We start from the raw sequence: 18609 nt of genomic DNA, 5'->3' as shown, positions 1-18609 counted from the left end.
GGATACATGAGGAGGGCTCCCCGCGAACGCGGGAAGCCCTCCTCGTTCCAAGCGGAAACGCTCGCCGCATATCGCGCCGATTTCGTCCTCAGATCTCCCCGATCATTTTGAGGACGACCTGCGCGATGACGGCCGAACCGACGTACGTCCCGATGAAAACGACGAAGGAGACGACGACGATCCGCCAGCCCGTCTTCTTGAGCATGTCGAGATCCTTGCCGAGCGCGATTCCGGCGTAGGCGAGGATCGGCGTCGTCAGCGCGAGGAAGTTCACCTTCTTGACCCACGCAGAGATCGTCGCCGCTCCGGGGAAGCCCGGATAGGTCAGGATGCAGGCGAGCGTCACGATATAGGCCACCGACGGAATGCGGACCGGAATATGCTTCGCGCAGAGAACGCCCGCGATGCAGATCGCTATCAGGACCGCCATTCCGGGGAGCGCGTCCTGAACGGGAATCTTCGCCCCAACGAGATTCGCGGCGAGCGACATGATCGCGACGATGACGAGGACCGCGAGAACCTCGAGAGTCTTCATGAACGGACCTCCTTATAGACGGGTCTGTCGGGGAGCTGCCCGTATTTCATTCGGTAGCACGTCCTGTAGAGCCATTCGGACATCGGAAGCGCCATCCAGAGCGACATGTAGATGCCATCGAGGCCGGAGAGCATGTTACTCGCCGCGCCGAGCGCCTGGATCTTGTCCGCGAGCTGCGGGTACGCGGCGCTCAGCGATCCGACCGACGCCGTCATCATGCTCGCGCTTCCCACGCCGGACGCCATTCCGAGCGCGAGCGGGTGGAAGATTCCGAGCGCCGCCGTCACGGTCGCCATCAGGCCGTAGAAGATCGTGCCGAAGACCGTTCCGCAGATGTAGACGCCCATGACACCCTGTCCCTCGGCTCCGTCGAGACCGTATATGTCGCCGATCAGGGCGACGTTCGGTTCCCGCGCGACGGAGTGCGCCGCGCCGATCGCCTCGCGCTTGAGTCCGAGGAAGACCGCGACCGGGATGCCGATCAGCACCGTCCCGAGGTTGCCGAACTCCTGAAGGATGAGCGCGGGGCTCGTCTTGAGGATCATCGGAAGGTTCGGACCCACGAGCGTCCCGTAGCGGGCCATGAGAAGCATCAGCGTCACGCCGATGAGACTTCCGGCCTCGACCATGTCCTTCTGTTTCACGAGCTTCAGGAACTTCGGCCCGAGCAGCGCACCCGCGGCGAGCGCGTAGAGCATCGGGAGCAGGACGATCGTCCCGATCCCGACCTTGAACGAGTGGATGCCGATATACTCGGCCCCTATGACGAGAATGAGTACGAGGATATGATTCTTCCAGTTGCGTATTCCGTCCACCACTTTATTCCGCCCCTTTCATCGCGAAATACCGGTCAAGATTCCGGATGTACTCTTCGCGGCTCATGAGCGGGGGAGTACGCCGCATGACGTCCTTCCCCCCTTCCGCCCCGCCGGCCAGAAGGTCGATCACCGCCATGGCCATGACTTTCGCCGGAAGCACCACAGCCGCCTCGAAGTCGACGACCCTGAAGTCCCCCGAATGCAGCGCGCCCGTGACGCCTCCGAAATACGGGTGGATCGCGGGCATGATGTGGCAGATATCCCCCATGTCCGTCGACGCGTCGAAATGCGGCCCGATGACGACATCGTCTTTCGACAGGAGCGCCGCCGCGTTCGCCGCGAAGACCTCGTTCAGACGATCGGAACACGCGAGCGGCAGGTACCCCGGAATCGTCACGATCTCGGTCTTGGCGCCGACCGCGTCGCCGCCTGAACGGAACGCGCGGTCGAACTTCGCGTGCGTCGCGTCGATCGCCGCGGTGCTCTTCGCGCGGACGTACGCCTCGAGACGGACGTCCGCGGGGATCGTGTTCACGGAGTCCCCGCCCTTCGTGATGATGAAGTGCACGCGAACGTGATCGTCGTCGCGGAACGTCTCGCGCATCGAGTGGACCGCGTTGATCCCGATCACGGCGGCGTTGAGCGCGTTGATCCCCTCGTGCGGCGCGGCCGCCGCGTGCGTGGCCTTCCCCGTGTACCGGATCGTCTTCGCGACGAAGCCGTTTCCCGTTTTTCCGAGCATGAACCCGGGTTTCGGGACGTTCGTCCCGGCGTGGACCATCATCGCCATATCGACATCGTCAAACGCCCCGATCGCGACGAGCTCCTGCTTGCCGCCGAGAAACCGGATCTCTCCGCGCGCGCGACGCTCCATGCGCTCGCCGATCTCGATGAACTCCTCGGCCGGGACACCCATGAAGCACACGTTCCCATCGAGCGTTCCGGCGACGCCCGCGAGCCCCGCAGCCGCGCCGAGCATCGCACCGAGCTGAAGGTTGTGCCCGCACGCGTGCGCCGCGTTCGTCCCCTTCACGACCTGCGGGTGGTCCGGACTGATGACGCCGTCGAGTTCGCCGAGCACCGCAACGGTCGGCCCCTCGGAACTCCCCACGAGGCGCGCCTTCACGCCCGTGAGCGCCAGCCCGGTCTGTACGGGAAGCCCGAGATTTCCGAGAAACTCCGCGACGAGAGCCGACGTCCGGACCTCTTTGAACCCCAGTTCCGCATGTTCGCCGATATCCCGTACGAGCGAGAGCAGTTCGTCCTTCCTGCCGTCGATGCGCCGGCAGACCTCTTCCTTCAGCGCGCGACCATCCATGCCGACACCTCCATGCCGTTCCCTGTTAGCATTGCCGGTATACACTTTATCCTATCATGAAGTGAGAGGAATTCCCCGCATGTCTTCGTCGAAAATACAGCGACGTGGACTCTCCGCGATGCGGAAAGTTTCCGCGATCGCCGGAGTCGCCTCGTCGTGTCTCCCCGAAACGACGAGCGTCGGAATGCGGATCTCTCCGAGCCTCGCGACGATATCCCAATCCCGGATCACTCCGGTGACGTGGAACTCGCTCGGCCCGTTCATGACGGCGTACACTTCCGGATCGCGCGCAACCTTCTCGAACGTCCGCCGAACGCACTCGGGCATCGGATCGAGACGCCGGCGGCTTTTTCCAGCGTTCTTCGACGGGTATCAATCCCCGGCCGCCTTCGTTTTTCTCCAGACGGAAGAATCCCACGAGCTTCCGAAGTCCGACGGACAAAGACGCAAGATCGGCGATCTTCTTCGCCGCCCCGTCGCTCTCCTCTGCGAGCTTCCGGACCTCTTCCTCGGCGCCCGCGCCGGACTTGTCGGCCATCTCTTCGAGCGAGGCCCCCATTCTGGCGATCTCGTCCTTTCCTTCCGATTCGAACTTCGCGGCGGGATCTCCCGCAGCGAAGCGACCGACGCCATCGCGCAGACGGTTCAGGGGTTTCGATATCCTGGAGGCGATACAAAGACCGAAAGCGACGGCGAGGATGATCGCGCCGAGGGAGATCCAGACGATCAGGTGGATCGCCGTCGCGGCATTCTCTCGCTCGCCGTATTCAATCCTTTGGCCGATACGCGTTCGTATTCCGCAAAGTCCCGGACTTCCTTCTGATATTCGGTGAAGATCGGAAGCGCGTCTTTCGTAAACTGCGCGTACCCCTGTTCGTTGAGATTCGCCATGGCCGATCGGACGGTCTTCTCACATGCGGCGTCGAAGCGCCCCACAAGAGGACGCATCCTGGCGATTCGTTCCGTCTCCTCCGCTCCCGAGAGGCTCTTCTCGAGACTCGAGAAATTCTCTTCGACGGTCTTTTTCCTTCGCTGGATGTCGGCGAGGAGTGCCTGGTTTTCCTGCGCGTTGACTGTAAGCAGAAGCGCGCAGATATCCCCCTGAATGGCCCTGCCGTGAACGAGGCTGTCGAAAAGCCATCCGATCGGCTGAATACGAGAAGAGAACATGACTCTGGAATTAGCAGCGATCCGCGTGCCGTAGAAATATCCCGTATACCCCACACATCCGAGGAGTACAGAGACAAGCGCGATCAGAAAGAGGATCTTTGCTCTCGTACTCAGGTTCACGAAACACCGCACGACCGACTCCTCCTTCTTGGCCTTTCTTCGAAGATCGTACCGGGGGAATGATATATATTTAAGGACACCGGCGACAGAATATTGTCGACAGGATGATTATGGAGTATTCTAGTGCTTGCGGACGAAAGTATGTTTCGCTCGGAGGACGATGAGGCGGAAAACGTCGGGGAGCCGGATCCGGCTCTCAGGCGAAATACAGGAGAAAGAAGGTCGTGGCAATGGTTTTCAAGGCGGCGTTGTCGAACGTCACGGTGCTGGATCTGACGAGGGTACTGGCGGGGCCCTTCTGCTCCATGATGCTCGCGGACATGGGAGCGAACGTCATCAAGATCGAAAACCCGAAGGAAGGGGCCGACGAACGGAAGATGGGCCCCTTCAAGAACGGCGAGAGCGCGTACTACATGAACCTGAACCGGAACAAGAAGGGCGTCACGCTGAACCTCAAGAACCCGAAGGGGAAGGCGATGTTCCTGGAGATGGTGAAGAAGGCCGACATCGTCCTCGAAAACTTCCGCCCCGGAACGATGGAAAAACTCGGGCTCGGATACGAGGACCTGAAGAAGGTCAATCCGAAGATCGTCTACGGGTGCATCTCGGGGTTCGGCCACACCGGACGGTACAGCCAGAAGCCCGGATACGACATCATCGCGCAGGCGATGGGCGGACTCATGAGCACGACCGGGTGGCCCGGCGGCGAAGCGACGCGCACGGGAACCGCGATGGGCGACATTCTCGCGGGGCTTTCGGCCGGCGTCGGCGTCCTCGCGGCCCTGAACGCGCGCACCGTCACGGGCCAGGGGCAGAAGGTCGACATCGCGCTCGTCGACTCCGTCGTCGCGAGCCTCGAAATCATCAACATGATCTACCTCGTCCAGGGACGCATCCCCCAGCGCATCGGCAACCGCTACGAATCCACCTATCCCTACGACTCCTTCCGGGCATCCGACGGAAGCCTCGTGATCGGGGCGGGGAATGACAAGCTCTGGCAGGACCTCGCGAAGGTCATGGGAATGCCCGAACTCGCGGAGAAGCCCGAATTCCGGACCGTCCCGGACCGCGTCGCCCACCACGAGGAACTCCGAAAGATCATCGAGGGGTGGACCGCGAAGTACACGGTGCAGCAGATCTACGACATGGTCGACGGCGCGGGCGTCCCCTGCGCGCCGATCTACTCGATCGACCAGGTCGTGAAGGATCCCCACATCGCGGGCGACCGGAAGATGTTCGTCGAGACCGAACACCCCGTCGCGGGGAAGATCACGCTCACGGGCTCGCACCTGAAGCTCAGCGAAACGTCGACGGACGTCCGGAACCCGTCGCCCGCGCTCGGGCAGGATAACGAGAACGTCTACGAGGAACTTCTCGGCTATTCTCCGGAAAAGGTCGCCGAACTCAGGGCGGAAGGGGTGCTGTAGATATGAATTTCGACGGGCTGCCGAAGCGCGCGCACATCCGCGAAGTCTGCCCCCGCGACGGCTTTCAGAGCGTGAAGGACTTCATTCCGACGGAGAAGAAGCTCGAGTTCATCGAGGCGATGGTCGCCGCGGGAATCCGCGAGATGGAGGTCACGTCCTTCGTCAGTCCGAAGGCGATTCCGCAGCTCGCCGATTCGGCCGAAGTCCTGTCGGCCGTGAAGGCGCGCTGCGGCGACGCGGTCCGGCTCGTCGCGCTCGTCCCGAACGTCAAGGGCGCGGAGCGGGCGCTCGCGGGCGGCGCGGACTGCCTCAACTACGTCTTCTCGGCGAGCGAGTCGCACAACAGGGCGAACCTGAACCGGAGCGTCGACGAATCCCTCGCGGGGCTCGCCGACGTCATCGCGCTCGCGAAGGGAAAGGCGGAGCTTTCCGTCTCGATCGCGACGTCGTTCATGTGCCCGTTCGAGGGGCGCACCGCCCCCGCGCGCGTCACGGATCTCATGGAGAAGGCCCTCGACATGGGAGCCGACGGCATCTGCCTCGCCGAGACGATCGGGACGTGCAACCCGCTGCTCTTCTCCGAGACGCTCGCGGCCGTCCGGTCGCGTTTCGGCGACTATCCGATCTACCTGCATATCCACGACACGTTCGGCATGGCGCTCCTGAACGTCAAGGCGGCGCTCGACCTGGGCTACAGCCGTTTCGACGCGGCCATCGGCGGGCTCGGCGGCTGTCCGTTCGCGCCCGGAGCCGCCGGAAACGCGGCGACGGAAGACCTCGTCTTCTTCCTGAACGGAATCGGCGTCGAAACCGGAATGGACGCCGCGTCGCTCGTGAACGTCGCCCGCTCGCTTCAGGATTACGGGCTCAGGACGCTCGGACACCTCGTCGTCAGCAGCTTCGGACGGGAAAAGGAAGGGTGCTGCGGGGCATAGAGCTCCCGGGACAGCGCAACGACGAAGAGGGCGCCCGGACGGGGCGCCCCCTTTCTCATATCCGATACCCCGTTCAATATACGGGAGCGTTCCCGGTCCGATCCTGGAACTTCCGGAGAAAGACATGCGCGCTCTGGAGGACGTCCTTCGCCTGCGAGAAGGTGAACCGGTCCAGGAGAGCGGCCGCCTCCGCCTTTTTCCCCTCGCCGATCAGCTTCAGCGCCCTCGCCTCGATCACGGCGCAACTGTTCGCGATCACGGCTCGCCGCCCTTCCCAGAAACTCTTCAGGATACAGAACAGGAGATCGTGATCGCCGTCCGTCACCTTCTGCAGCATCCTGAAGGTCCACCAGGCCGAGTTCGGGCCATAGGCGCTGTTGACGTTCCTGTACTCTTCCGGGATCAGGGATGCCCCCGCATATACGGGGAAGTATCCGGAGTACCCCGGAATCGTCATGGCGTACCACATGACGCAACCGACCTCGACCGGAAGATGTCCGCGAAGATGCGCCACGGTGGACGACTGACAGAGATTCGTGCGGATCGCCCGCGGGATCAGGAGCTTGTCGGTCACGTCCTCCCATGGTTCCATATGATTGATCGGCTTGTGATACTTCGGAGTTCCCTCGTAGGCGTCCATCAGCACGGCCACGATATCGCCCGGCATGATCGCTCCTCTTTTGTCCTTCAGAAGATCGTAGGCGCGATTCTCACGATCGACATCGTATGGAGACGACATTCGTGCCGGATCGCCATAAACGGCCCTGAAGTTGAGCTTCGAACCTTCCTTTGCGGCGAACCAGCCCTTGTCCCGTGCCGTCTTCTCGAGACCCGCGCTCGCGAGATCGTATTCATCCCCGATCGTGAAACGGTTCGCTACGACGAGGACTTCGTCGTCCTTCACTCGCCTCGCGACCCAGTTTCTCGACGTCGTTTCGACGATCCAGGCTTCCGTCGGATCCGCGAGGCAATACGTCAGTCCGCCCCAGTCGGCCTGCCCGTACGTGTCGATCAGGGTCGCGATCAGCGAGACCGCTTCCCTTGCGGTCTTCGCGCGTTCGAGAATCAACTGCCGGATCGCGTATCGCCGGACGCCCTTCCCCGGCAGATTTTCCTCCTTCGAGTACATCCAGTTGCAGCTCATCGTCACTCCGAACTCGTTCATCCCGACGAGGACCGAGTCGTACGGTCGCGCTTCGGTCGCGATGCCGAGTCCGGAGGTTCCGAACGCGTTTCCCGACGCCCAGTAGCGGTACGTGACGCTCGGGACGTCGAGCTTCACGTAGGGGACGTCGACCTTTTCCCCCTGCCCGTGGGCGTTTCCTGCGACGGACCAGAGGCGTCCGACCGCCGTGAACCCCATATCCTCGTTATGTCCGTGCAAAACGGCGCCGTCCGCGGTTGCGTTCTTTCCGACGAGAATCGTCGTGCATCCTTCGGACGGCGCCGGAACGCCGCAGAAAACCGCAACAAGCAGAAGAACGGCGATGCGTATTTTCATCTCGCAGACTCCTTTCTTTGCCGATTCGTCTCCGCACTCGGGAACGACGAAAAAGGAAAGACGGAGCGCTTTTCGTTCTCTTCCGCAGCGTTGGCTCGCTTCTACGCGAGCCGCCGCACGACCATCGCGACGCCCTGGCCGCCGCCGATGCAGGCCGAGACGACGCCGAGTTCCTTGTCCTTCCGTTTGAGGACGTTGATGAGCGTCGCGAGGATTTTCGCACCCGTCGCGCCGATCGGGTGTCCGAGCGCGATCGCGCCGCCGCACAGGTTGAGTTTGTCCATGTCGAACGGCATCGCCCGATGACACGCGATGATCTGCGCCGCGAACGCCTCGTTGATCTCGATGACGTCCATGTCCGCAAGCGTCATCCCCGCCTTCGCGAGCGCCTTCGGCATCGCGAGCGTCGGCCCGAGGCCCATGTGATCGGCCGCGAGCGCCGCGGACGCATACCCCAGGATCTCGGCCATCGGCGCAAGCCCCTTCGACGCCGCCCAGTCGGGATCGGCGACGACGACCGCGCTTCCCGCGTCGCAGAGCGCCGAGCTGCTCCCCGCCGTGATCGTCCCGTCCTTGAAAAAGACGGGCGGCAATTTCGCAAGAGCCTCGATGGTGGTGTCCTTCCGCGGGATCTCGTCCTGGCGGACGGGGATGTCGCCCTTCTTGCGGTCCTTGAGGACGACCGTCACGATCTCGTCGTCGAACGCGCCGGACTCCATCGCCGCGACGGCCTTTCTGTGGCTTTCGAGCGCGTAGGCGTCCTGCTCCTCCCGCGTGATGCCGTATTCCTTGACGAGAATTTCCGCCGTCGCGCCCATGAGCATCCCTGCGAGCGGACACATGAAGCCGTCCTGATGCAGGCCGTCGACGGCCTTCTTCTCCCCCATCCGCATGCCCCACCGGGCGTCCGGAAGCAGGTAGGGCACGTTCGTCGCGGATTCCATGCCGCCCGCGACCATGCAGGCCGCGTCACCGAGGCGGATCCGGTCGGACGCGAGCATGATCGCCCGAAGCCCCGATCCGCAGCGCTTGTTGATCGTGAACGCCGGGATGTTCTGCGGCAGACCGGACCGGAAGAGCGCGATCCGGGCCGGGTTCGCCCCGACGCCCGCCTGCCAGCCGTTTCCCATGATGACTTCCTCGACGTCGGACGGATCGACCTTCGCGCGCGCCATGGCCTCCTTTATGGCGACGGCGCCGAGGTCCGGAGCGCTGAGATCCTTGAACGCACCGCCGAACTTTCCGCCGGCCGTTCTGCACGCCGACAGGAGCACCGGGTGTTTCCCTGATACAGTGCAGGTCATTTGCATCCCTCCATGGGCAGGACCGTATCCGCGATCTTCAGCGTCATGTCCGTGTGTGCGACGAGTTCCTCGACGGTGACTTCCGGCGCGATTTCGCAGAGCGTCATCACGCCGTCGATCTTCCGGACGACGCAGAATTCGGTCACGATGACGTCCGTGACTTCGGCGCCCGTCAGCGGCAGCGTGCAGGTCTTCACGAGCTTCGACTTCCCCTTCTTGTCGCAGTGCGTCGTCGCGACGTACACGGTCTTCGCGCCCGTCACGAGATCCATCGCGCCCCCCATTCCGGGGACGAGCTTGCCGGGGATCCACCAGTTCGCGAGGTTGCCCTTCCCGTCGACCTCGAGCGCGCCCAGGACGGTCGCGTCGAGATGGCCGCCGCGGATCAGCCCGAAGCTCATGTCGCTCGCGACGATGCTCGATCCGGGAAGCAGCGACAGGCAGCGTCCGCCCGCGCCGATGAAGCGCCAGTCGTCTTTTTCGGGCTTGGGCCCGGCTCCGACGACGCCGTTTTCGGTCTGCGTCACGACCGAGCGCCCCTCCGGGACGTAGTCCGACACGAGCGTCGGAATCCCGATCCCGAGGTTCACGACCGCGCCGTCTTCGAGATCGAGCGCGATGCGTTTGGCGATCCGGTGACGGACGATCTCTTCATCAAGTACGGGAAGCATAGTATCCGTCTCCTTTCAGCACGAGGATGTCGACGACGATTCCCGGCGTGACGATGTCGTTGGGGTCGATGCCGCCGAGTTCAAGGATCGCGTCGACCTCTGCGATGACGAGATCCGCGGCCGTCGCCATCGCGGGGTTGAAGTTCCGCCCCGTCCCGAAATAGGTCAGGTTGCCGTAGCGGTCCGCCTTGTGCGCCCGGATCAGCGCGACGTTCGCGCGAAGCGGTTTTTCGACGATATATCGTTTGCCGTCGACCTCGACGATCTGCTTGTCGTCTTCGTAGCAGGTTCCGACGCCCGTCGGCGTGAGGACGCCGCCGAGCCCGAACCCGCCCGCGCGGATGCGTTCGACGAACGATCCCTGGGGCACGAGTTCCAGTTCGAGTTTCTTTTCGTTGAAAAGCCGTCCCGTCTCGCGGTTGAGCCCGATATGCGACGCGGTGACCTTTCGCACCTGCCCGTTCACGACGAGCATTCCGTGACCGACCCCCTGCGGAACCGAGTCGTTGGCGTAGAGCGTGTCGTTGGCGATCAGGTGGAGATCCTTCACGCCGGACTTCACGAGCGCATCGACGAGCGTGTAGGGAACGCCGCCGTAGTTGAAGCCGCCGACCATGACGGACATTCCGTCACGGACCCCCGTGACCGCCTCATCGGCGGACATGACGGGCTTGATGAGTTTTGCGGGCACTTTTCACCGCACCTCCCTTTGTGTGTTCCGTCTCCCTCGCGCAGCCTACGTTAACTTTCCGCCGGCGAACCGGGATCGGAAGAAATAGAGTCCCGCGAGAATCACGACGCCGATGACATCCGTAACGATGCTCGGATGGATGAGCATGAACGGCACGGCCAGCAGCAACGCGCGTTCGATCAGCGTCAGTTTCGAAGTGTAGAATCCCTGGATGCCGGCCGAAAGGCCGATGACACCCATGACCGCCGTCACGGTGCTCCAGACGATCGAGAGAACCGATCCCTGGCACAGGAGCGCCGGGTTGTACACGAACATGTAGGGCACGAGGAACCCCGCGAACGCCGTGACGAGCGCCGTGAACCCCGTCACGAGAACCCCCGACCCGGCGATCCCCGCCGCCGCGTAGGTCGCGAGCGCGACCGGCGGCGTGACGTCGGCGAGCACGCCGAAATAGAGGCAGAACAGGTGCGCCGACATGAGCGGCACGCCCATCGCGTTCAGGGCCGGGGCTGCGAGCGTCGACGTGATGATGTACTGCGCCGTCGTCGGGACGCCCATTCCGAGAATGATCGATCCGATCATCGTGAGGATGAGCGCGAGCGGCAGGATTCCGTACGACATGCTCATGACGAACGACGAGAACGCGAGACCGATCCCGGTGATGCCGATGACGCCGATGATCAGGCCCGAACACGCGCACGCGGCCGCGACTTCGACGGCTCCGCACGCGCCGTCTATGAGCGCCCGGAGGACGCTCTTCGGCGTCATGCGGTATTCGGGCCTCCCGAGCCACGTCGCCGCGATCATGAGGACGATCGACCAGAAGACCGCCTTGACGGGCGAATATCCCGTCGCGAGGAATCCCACGAGCGTGACGAGCGGGAGAATATAGTGCCACCCGTTTTTGAGAACGAGCCGGACGTTCGGGATCATCTCCTCGGGCAATCCGGTGAGCCCCCGCTTCCCCGCCCTGAAGTGCACCATCGCGAACAGCGAGAAGAAATAGAGCGTCGCCGGGATGAACGCCGCGACGACGATCTCCCAGTACGCGACTCCGAGGAACTGGGCCATGATGAACGCGGCCGCGCCCATGATCGGCGGCATGACCTGTCCTCCCGTGGACGCCGCCGCGACGACCGCGCCCGCGAATTCCGACCTGTATCCGCCCTTCTTCATGAGCGGAATCGTGAACGCGCCCGTCGTGACCGCGTTCGCGACCGAGCTTCCCGAGACCATTCCCATGAGGCAGCTCGCGACGACCGCGGCCTTGCCCGGACCGCCGACGCTTCTCCCCGTGAGCGCGATCGCGAGGTCGATGAAAAACTGCCCCGCTCCCGAGACGCTCAGGAACGATCCGAAGACCACGAACAAAAAGATGAATGTCGCAGAAACGCCGAGAGGAACGCCGAAGATGCCGTCCGTCCGGAGGTACTGGAACGGTCCGAGTTCCTCGAGCGAGAATCCGGCGTGGGCGATGATGTCGGGAAGGTAGGGGCCGGCCATCGCGTAGAGCATCGCGACGATCGCCACGGAGGGCAACGCCCACCCCATCGAACGCCGGGCCGATTCGATGACGAGGACGATCATCATGACGCCGAGGACGATGTCCGAGGTGATCGGATTTCCCTCGCGCATCGAGATGGCTTCCCAGTTGAGGATGATGTTCATGCATCCGGCGATCATCAGGCCCGCGAGGATGAAGTCCCACCAGTCGATCCTGAGCCGGGAGCGATTCTTCGTCCCGGGATAGAGCAGAAAGATCAGCACACCCATCAGCATCCAGTGGATGCTTCGCTGGTACATTGCCGAGAGCAGGCCGAAGGCCGCCGTATATAGATGAAAGACGGACGCGGCGAGCGCTATGCCGGAGACGAGCCAGAGCTGCCACCCGCTCAGGCGGCGCTTCTTGCCCTCGCATTCTTCGAGCAGTTCCGAGGGATCCCTCGCGACGCCCGTCGTATCCTGTTCCGTCGTCATAATGTCGTTTTCCCCCCAGATTGACAGATCTGAAGCGGTCCGGCGGGAACCAGCCGCGCCGGACCGCGGGAATGCCGGACTACTTCTTCATCGTCACGCCTTTCTCGGTGAAGTATTTGACCGCACCGGGAGTGAAGGGGATAATACCGACGCTGGCCTCTTCCGGAGTGAAATGCTCGGCCTGCTTCGTCACGGTCACGAGATCGTTCCGTTTTTCGACGAACGTCTTGACGATGTCGTACGCGAGCTTTTCCTTCATGCCTTCCCTGACAACGAGGTAATTGGCGTCGGCGATGGTGAGAACATCGCCGTCGACCTTCGCGTAGGTTCCCTTTTTGATCGTGAACGGGAGCAGGAACGGATTCTTATCGACGACGCGCTTGACGAGATCCTCCGGAAGGGGAACCAGCACGATGTCGCGCTTTGCGGCGACTTCGAGGACGGCCGCGCCGGGGATCGCGAAATTCCAGAACACCGCGTCGATGTTTCCGTCGCTCAGCGCCATGACGCCTTCCGGCTGCGTGAGCTGATATTTTTTGATGTCCTTCTCGGGATCGATGCCGGCTTCCTTGAGGATCAGCTGCGTAAGGACCTGGTCGCCGCCGCCGGGGGCGCCGAGAGAGACTCTCTTGCCCTTGATGTCCTCGAACTTCTCGATGCCGGATCCCTTGACGGCCACGAGGTGCTGCGGCGCCGGGTACATGTTCATGAGGATCGAGAGCGGCAGCTTGCCGTCGTCCTTGAACGCCTCGATGCCGTTGACCGCCTGGAAGAGCGTCGAGCCCATCGACATTCCGATATGCGCCTTGCCGGACGCGACGAGGCGGCAGTTTTCCTTGGACGCGGCCGTCGCGCGCGACGTGGCCTTCACGTCGATTCCGGCCTTGTTGAGCATTTCAGCCATCGCGCCTCCGAGCGGATAGTACGTTCCTCCGACGCCGCCGGAGCCGATCGTGACGAACTCGAGCGCATACGCGCCTCCGGCGAGAGCGAGAACCGCAACAAGCGACAATACCAATCCGAACCGTTTCATACCCGTACCTCCCTTCAGATTGCCGGCGCCTGCGGCGCCGTCATCCCCGCGCCTTCGCGAGAAGAATCTCCGCCGCAGCCGCGAGGCCTTCCCCGAGGCGACGGACGATTTCGTCGATCTGCTGCGCCGTGGAGATCAGCGGAGGAGCGAGAAGGAACTGATCCCCGGCGCACCCGTCGATCTGCCCCGTCCCGGGGTAGATCACGAGTCCGCGCTCGAAGCACTCCGCGGTCGCTACGCCCGCCGCCTTGAACGACGCCGGGAAGGGTTCCTTCGTCCTTTTGTCCATGACGAGTTCGACGCCCCGCATCATCCCCATGCCGCGGACCTCGCCGACGATCGGGTTGTCCGTCACGGACGCGAGCGCCGCGCCGAGCCGCTCTCCCTGGACGGCGGAGTTCCCGAAGACGTCGTGGTCCTTCATGTACTTCACGGTCGCGGCCACGGCCGCCGCCGTGACGGGGTTCGCGTTGTACGTGTGTCCGTGAACGAAGGCCCCGCTCCCTTTCCGGAGCGTGTCGACGATCTCGTCCCGGACGATGATTCCTCCCGCGGGCGCGTACCCTCCGGTTATGGCCTTGGCCGTGCAGATGATGTCGGGCGTGACGTTCCAGTGATTGACGCAGAACGCCTTCCCCGTCCGGCCGAAGCCGGTCATGATTTCGTCGGCGATCAGAAGAACGTCGTATTTGCTGCAGATCTCCCGGATGATCGGCCAGTACTCCGCCGGCGGGTGAAGTCCGCCGACCGTCGACCCGACGACGGGCTCGGCGACGAAAGCGGCCACATACTGCGGCCCGATCCTGCGGATCTCGCTCTCGAGCCGGCGCGCGCACACGACGTCGCATTCCGGATACGTCTTCCCGTAGGGGCAGCGGTAGCAATAGTGCGCCTCGATCTTCGGCCCTTCCCTGAAAATCGGTGCGTAGAGCTGTCTCCGGGCCATGCTTCCCGCGAGCGCCATCGTTCCGATCGTGCTCCCGTGGTAGGAGTTCCAGCGCGCGATGTACACCGACTTCGCGCTCCCCGCCCCGTCGCGCTCCACGAAATACTGGCGGCTGATCTTCATCGCCGACTCGATCGCCTCGCTGCCGCCGCTGACGAGCCAGACCTGCGAAAGCCCCGCGGGAGCGATCGACGCGACCGCGTTGGCGGCCTCGACGGAGGCCTTCGATACCCAGCGCGATGGGTGGGCGAACTCGATCGACTCGAGCTGGGCGATCATCGCCTCGCGGATCTCGCGGACGCCGTGCCCGATGCTCGACAACAGCGCGCCGCTGCATCCGTCGATGTACTGCTTCCCGTCTTCGTCCCAGATGTAGATCCCCTCGCCGCGAACGGCGGTCTTGAGCGAACTCGCGTAACTTCTCGGGATCAGATGTCCCCATTCAGTCATGATCGCTGTGATTCCTCCTTTCCTTCGTGCCGTGCCTTCCGTTTCGATGTCCGCGCCCGATTCCCGCTCTCACCCCCCCGGTCGTTCATATCCGGAAACGGACCACCCGCCGCATAGACGCCCTGCTCGGTCCAGATCCGTTCGAGTTTTTCCAGACGTTCGCGAACACCGTCGAGATGGTTCGCGACCGAGAGGATCAGGCCGTTCAGCGCGCACAGCGGCGTCGTCAGCGAGTCGACGAACGAAACCGGCTGATACGCCACGGTCAGGAGGTGTCGCGCCTGTCGCCCGAGCGGACTCCCCGGCGTATCAGTCACGGCCGCGGTCGTCAGTCCCGAATTCCGTGCGAACGTGAGGACGTCCACGGTCCAGCGGGAGTAGCGCGGAAAGCTGATGCCGACGACGACGCTTTCCTTCGGGGCATTCACGAGCATTTCGTAGGGAACGTCATCCCCGATCAGGGAGACGTTCGGGAGAAGCCAGCAGAGGTAGAACGAGAGGTAATACGCGAGCGAATAGGAACTCCGGTACCCGGCGATGTAGACGGACGACGCGCGAGCGAGCGCCGCGCCGAGCTCGTCGGAGGCCTCCGGAACGAGCTGCCGCTGATAGGCCGAAAGAGTGACGAGATCCGCCTCTACGGCATCCGTCGCGGACGCCTTTCCGCCTCCCGTGGAGGATTTCTGCAGGCGTTCCAGCGTCGAGAGGTGGTCCATGAGCATTTCCTTTACGGCGTCCCTGAGCGCGTGGTATCCCGAAAAACCCAGGAAATACGCGAAGCGGATCACGCTCGCCTCGGAAACTCCCGCGGCGGCGCCAAGCTCCGTCGCGGTCATGAAGGCGGCTTCACGCGGAGAATGGAGGATCATGTCGGCGATTTTTCCCTGCCGGTCGGACATCTGCGATCGTCTGGTCTGGAGCAGCGTTCTCAGCACCAAATGCGCCTCCCTTCGACAAGTAAAGAAAAAAATCATCGTGAAGGATTTTTTTCGTATACAATACATTTATGAAGGATTTCCTTCAAAACTGTAGCATCCGGCGCGTCGAGTGTCAAGAATTGTCTTGTAGCTGGTGTCGTCGGACAGCGATGTGTCGTATTGAAGTGGAACAATGTCATGAAGACGCGGGGTGGTATTTTTCCGGGCGTCCGGAAAGCGGCACGAATAGCGGTGTTCGAGGGAACGCCGTGGGGAAAGGTGACGATGTCCGGTCAGGATGCCTCATTGCCGAAAGCTCAGTGTCGGACTGCGTCCGGCTTTTCGCTGTCACGAAGACCGGAAACGATTGAACTTCGGTTTTTCCGGAGCGAAGCGCCGCTCCGGAGTCCGTCCGGGATTTGCTACAATGTATACCATGTCGCCCGATGGATCCAAAAACGGATCGCATTCTGCGCGCATCATCTTCCCCTCAAGGAGTCGATACCATGAACGTCAACCGTCTCGGTCCCCGCATCACGGCAATGGTCCTCATCCTTCTCGCCGTCGCCGTCGGAACCGTTTCGTGGTTCGCGCTCGCGCGAAGCACGAACAGCCTCGAAGCGGCCGCCGACGCCTACGGCCGCGAAGCCGCCCTCCGCGTCGCGAACCAGCTCAGCGACACCTTCGACCGTTTCGACGGAACCTTGCTCGCTCTCAAGGCCTTCCTCGAAGGCACGTTCGAATTCGAACAGGCGAAAGACAACATGAAGATCTACATGTCCGTCTTCGTCCACGACAACAGACTGCTCGTCGAGAAGCTCGGCGGACAGTCGCCGGAGATCCGGGACATGTACATCTACTTCAACCCGGAGTTCTTCGGCGGCAAAGTCTTCGCCCTCACCTTCTCGCGTCCGGGCGAAAACGACGCGTTCGAACTCTCCCAGAAGCCGAAAGAAACCCAGGCGGAACTTTTCGACCGTGCGAATCCGCAGACATCGTTCTTCTGGAAACCGTTCGACGACGGCCAGACGTGGGGCGCCCCATTCCGCAGGGGGGACGCCGAACTGATCGGCTACGGAATGCCCGTCACCTCGGGAGGCAAGACGGTCGCCGTTATCGGCATCAATTTCGACTACGCGTTCGTCCGGAAGACCCTGAAGGATATCCGTCTCTACGACACGGGATATGCTGTGCTGCTCAACAGGGATCTCAGGTTCCTCTACCACCCCGCGTTTCCGTTCGATGGCCCCGGGTTTCGCGAGGTCTCGGGCGGACAGCTCGCTCCATTCGCGGATACGATCCTGAAAAACGCGATCGGAAGATCGGACTACGTCATGAACGGCATTCGAAAGACCTTCCACTTCGCGCACATGAAGAACGAGTTCATCGCGCTGATCGCCGTGAGCCGGAACGAGATCACCGCTCCCGTCGATTCGCTCAGGATGATGATCCTGATCGCCTCGGGGCTTATCTTCGCCGTCGCCGTCGTCGCTGCCGGGATCTTCGCGAAGAGCGTTTCCTCCCCGCTCCGCGCCGCCGCGGCCGCCGCGGCGGATGTCGCGAGGACCGGCGACCTCAGGCGCCGGATCGAGATCGCGACATCCATCGAGGAAATCCGCGGCGTTGCGGAATCCCTGAACGCCCTTGTTTCCGCAATGAAGGGGTCGGTCGGCGAGATCCTGGGCGGCGCGAACCGCGTGCTCGCGAAAGCGGAGGAGCTCAGCGCGGTTTCGGAGGAAACGACTGCCTCCGCCGAGGAAATCCTCGCGCTCGCCGACCGGGCGAGCAAACGCTCCGCGGACGCGGCATTGGCCGTCGAATCGGCGAACGCCGGCATCCAGGAGGTGGCGGCAGCCGCTACGACCGGCGCGAAGACCGCGGCCGAGGCCGGCGAACGCGCCGCCGAGATCGCTGCCGCGTCCGAACGGGGGGGACAGGCGATCCGCGATACGGTTGCGCTCATCGATACGATGGCATCCTCGAGCGGCAAAGTGGGAACCGCGATCCGCGAACTGGCGGATTCCGTCGGCGGAATCACGGGGTTCGTCAATACGATCACCTCGATCGCGGATCAGACCAACCTTCTCGCGCTCAACGCCGCAATCGAGGCGGCGCGCGCGGGCGAAGCCGGACGCGGATTCGCCGTCGTCGCGGAAGAAGTCAGAAAGCTCGCCGAGGAATCGGGCAGGGCTGCGCGAGAGGTCAGTTCCATCATATCGACCATCTCGTCGCGCACCGAGAACGCCGTCCGCGACAAGACGGAGGCCGACGGAAAGATGCGCCTCGTGATCGGAAAGGTCCGCGAGACCGAGGGAATCATCGGCGACGTGGTTTCGCGGATCGCGACGATCACGGACAACGTCCAGTCGATCGCGGCGGCGATGGAGGAACAGGCAGCCTCGTCGCAGGAGATGACGGCCGGAATGGATTCCGTCGCCCGCAACAGCGACGACATCGTGGAACAGCTCTCCTCGATCGACGCCGCGACGCAGGAGCAGGAGAAGGCGACCGAAACGCTCGCGCAGGCATCGGAAGAACTCGTCCGCCTGAGCGGCGAACTCCGGAACGCCGTCGCCCGATTCACGGTCGAAGACGCCGCGATCGAACCATCGCCTGCGACGAAGTAGCATCTGTCCGGGGACAGAAGGCTCAACGCCGGGCTCCTTCCGTTGCTGCGGGAGGAGCCTTTTTCGTTCACCCGCGCTTTCCTCCGCAGTCTCGCAAGACGGAGCCGCGACCTCCTCCCTTTCGTTTTCCGCGACATAACCTTTCCGTCGTTCCCTTTCCCGGACGAAA

Annotated in this window: 16 protein-coding genes; 3 read left to right on the top strand and 13 right to left on the bottom strand. The window is 63.1% G+C overall.

Annotated features, from left to right (window positions below; translation table 11 throughout):
* Positions 1-88: 88 nt before the first annotated feature.
* The 5 genes from ACZ5IU_RS09785 to ACZ5IU_RS09765 form a co-directional block, all read right to left on the bottom strand.
* Positions 89-535: a hypothetical protein gene (locus tag ACZ5IU_RS09785; RefSeq protein WP_464416754.1), complete on the bottom strand. Its 447-nt coding sequence runs from the start codon at positions 533-535 to the stop codon at positions 89-91.
* A complete protein-coding gene (locus tag ACZ5IU_RS09780) occupies positions 532-1350 on the bottom strand; it encodes a DUF3100 domain-containing protein (protein WP_464416752.1) in 819 nt (272 codons plus the stop codon). Before ACZ5IU_RS09780 ends, ACZ5IU_RS09785 begins: the two co-directional genes overlap by 4 nt.
* A gap of 4 nt (positions 1351-1354) precedes the next feature.
* Complete coding sequence (locus ACZ5IU_RS09775; protein WP_464416750.1) at positions 1355-2671, bottom strand: amidohydrolase; 1317 nt, start codon at positions 2669-2671, stop codon at positions 1355-1357.
* A gap of 46 nt (positions 2672-2717) precedes the next feature.
* A complete protein-coding gene (locus ACZ5IU_RS09770) occupies positions 2718-3311 on the bottom strand; it encodes a hypothetical protein (protein WP_464421882.1) in 594 nt (197 codons plus the stop codon).
* 86 nt (positions 3312-3397) lie between these two features.
* Entirely contained in the window at positions 3398-3973 is a 576-nt protein-coding gene (locus ACZ5IU_RS09765; RefSeq protein ID WP_464416748.1) for an MCP four helix bundle domain-containing protein, read from the bottom strand.
* A 218-nt stretch (positions 3974-4191) separates the two neighbouring features.
* Here ACZ5IU_RS09765 and ACZ5IU_RS09760 point away from each other — a divergent pair, with 218 nt between their 5' ends.
* The gene (locus ACZ5IU_RS09760) at positions 4192-5388 is read left to right on the top strand and encodes a CaiB/BaiF CoA transferase family protein (RefSeq protein WP_464421879.1); all 1197 of its coding nucleotides are present in this window, start codon (positions 4192-4194) and stop codon (positions 5386-5388) included.
* Positions 5389-5390: 2 nt separating this feature from the next.
* Positions 5391-6323, top strand: coding sequence for a hydroxymethylglutaryl-CoA lyase (locus tag ACZ5IU_RS09755; RefSeq protein ID WP_464416746.1), 933 nt, complete (start codon positions 5391-5393; stop codon positions 6321-6323).
* A gap of 73 nt (positions 6324-6396) precedes the next feature.
* On the opposite strand, the gene ACZ5IU_RS09750 is transcribed toward ACZ5IU_RS09755, so the two are convergent.
* The 8 genes from ACZ5IU_RS09750 to ACZ5IU_RS09715 all read right to left on the bottom strand — a co-directional run bounded on the left by ACZ5IU_RS09750 (position 6397) and on the right by ACZ5IU_RS09715 (position 15831).
* A complete protein-coding gene (locus ACZ5IU_RS09750; protein WP_464416744.1) occupies positions 6397-7824 on the bottom strand; it encodes a C69 family dipeptidase in 1428 nt (475 codons plus the stop codon).
* 101 nt (positions 7825-7925) lie between these two features.
* Positions 7926-9128 (bottom strand): thiolase family protein, encoded by a 1203-nt coding sequence (locus ACZ5IU_RS09745; RefSeq protein WP_464416742.1) that lies wholly within the window; start codon positions 9126-9128, stop codon positions 7926-7928.
* Entirely contained in the window at positions 9125-9799 is a 675-nt protein-coding gene (locus tag ACZ5IU_RS09740) for a 3-oxoacid CoA-transferase subunit B (protein WP_464416740.1), read from the bottom strand. Before ACZ5IU_RS09740 ends, ACZ5IU_RS09745 begins: the two co-directional genes overlap by 4 nt.
* Positions 9783-10490, bottom strand: coding sequence for a CoA transferase subunit A (locus ACZ5IU_RS09735; RefSeq protein WP_464416738.1), 708 nt, complete (start codon positions 10488-10490; stop codon positions 9783-9785). The genes ACZ5IU_RS09740 and ACZ5IU_RS09735 overlap by 17 nt, the downstream gene beginning before the upstream one ends.
* Positions 10491-10535: 45 nt before the next feature.
* Positions 10536-12467: a TRAP transporter permease gene (locus tag ACZ5IU_RS09730; RefSeq protein ID WP_464416736.1), complete on the bottom strand. Its 1932-nt coding sequence runs from the start codon at positions 12465-12467 to the stop codon at positions 10536-10538.
* A gap of 79 nt (positions 12468-12546) precedes the next feature.
* A complete protein-coding gene (locus tag ACZ5IU_RS09725) occupies positions 12547-13500 on the bottom strand; it encodes a TAXI family TRAP transporter solute-binding subunit (RefSeq protein WP_464416734.1) in 954 nt (317 codons plus the stop codon).
* A gap of 40 nt (positions 13501-13540) precedes the next feature.
* A complete protein-coding gene (locus ACZ5IU_RS09720; protein WP_464416732.1) occupies positions 13541-14896 on the bottom strand; it encodes an aminotransferase family protein in 1356 nt (451 codons plus the stop codon).
* On the bottom strand, positions 14893-15831 hold the full coding sequence (locus ACZ5IU_RS09715) for a MurR/RpiR family transcriptional regulator (RefSeq protein ID WP_464416730.1): 939 nt from the start codon (positions 15829-15831) through the stop codon (positions 14893-14895). Before ACZ5IU_RS09715 ends, ACZ5IU_RS09720 begins: the two co-directional genes overlap by 4 nt.
* 488 nt (positions 15832-16319) lie before the next feature.
* Here ACZ5IU_RS09715 and ACZ5IU_RS09710 point away from each other — a divergent pair, with 488 nt between their 5' ends.
* Positions 16320-18440 carry a methyl-accepting chemotaxis protein gene (locus ACZ5IU_RS09710; protein WP_464416728.1) on the top strand — a complete coding sequence of 707 codons (2121 nt, stop codon included), beginning with the start codon at positions 16320-16322 and terminating at the stop codon, positions 18438-18440.
* The last annotated feature ends 169 nt before the right edge of the window (positions 18441-18609 follow it).

Source organism: Lactivibrio alcoholicus (genome assembly GCF_055390895.1).
The sequence above is the reverse complement of the archived record's forward strand: the minus strand, read 5'-3'. Positions and strand labels throughout refer to the sequence as shown.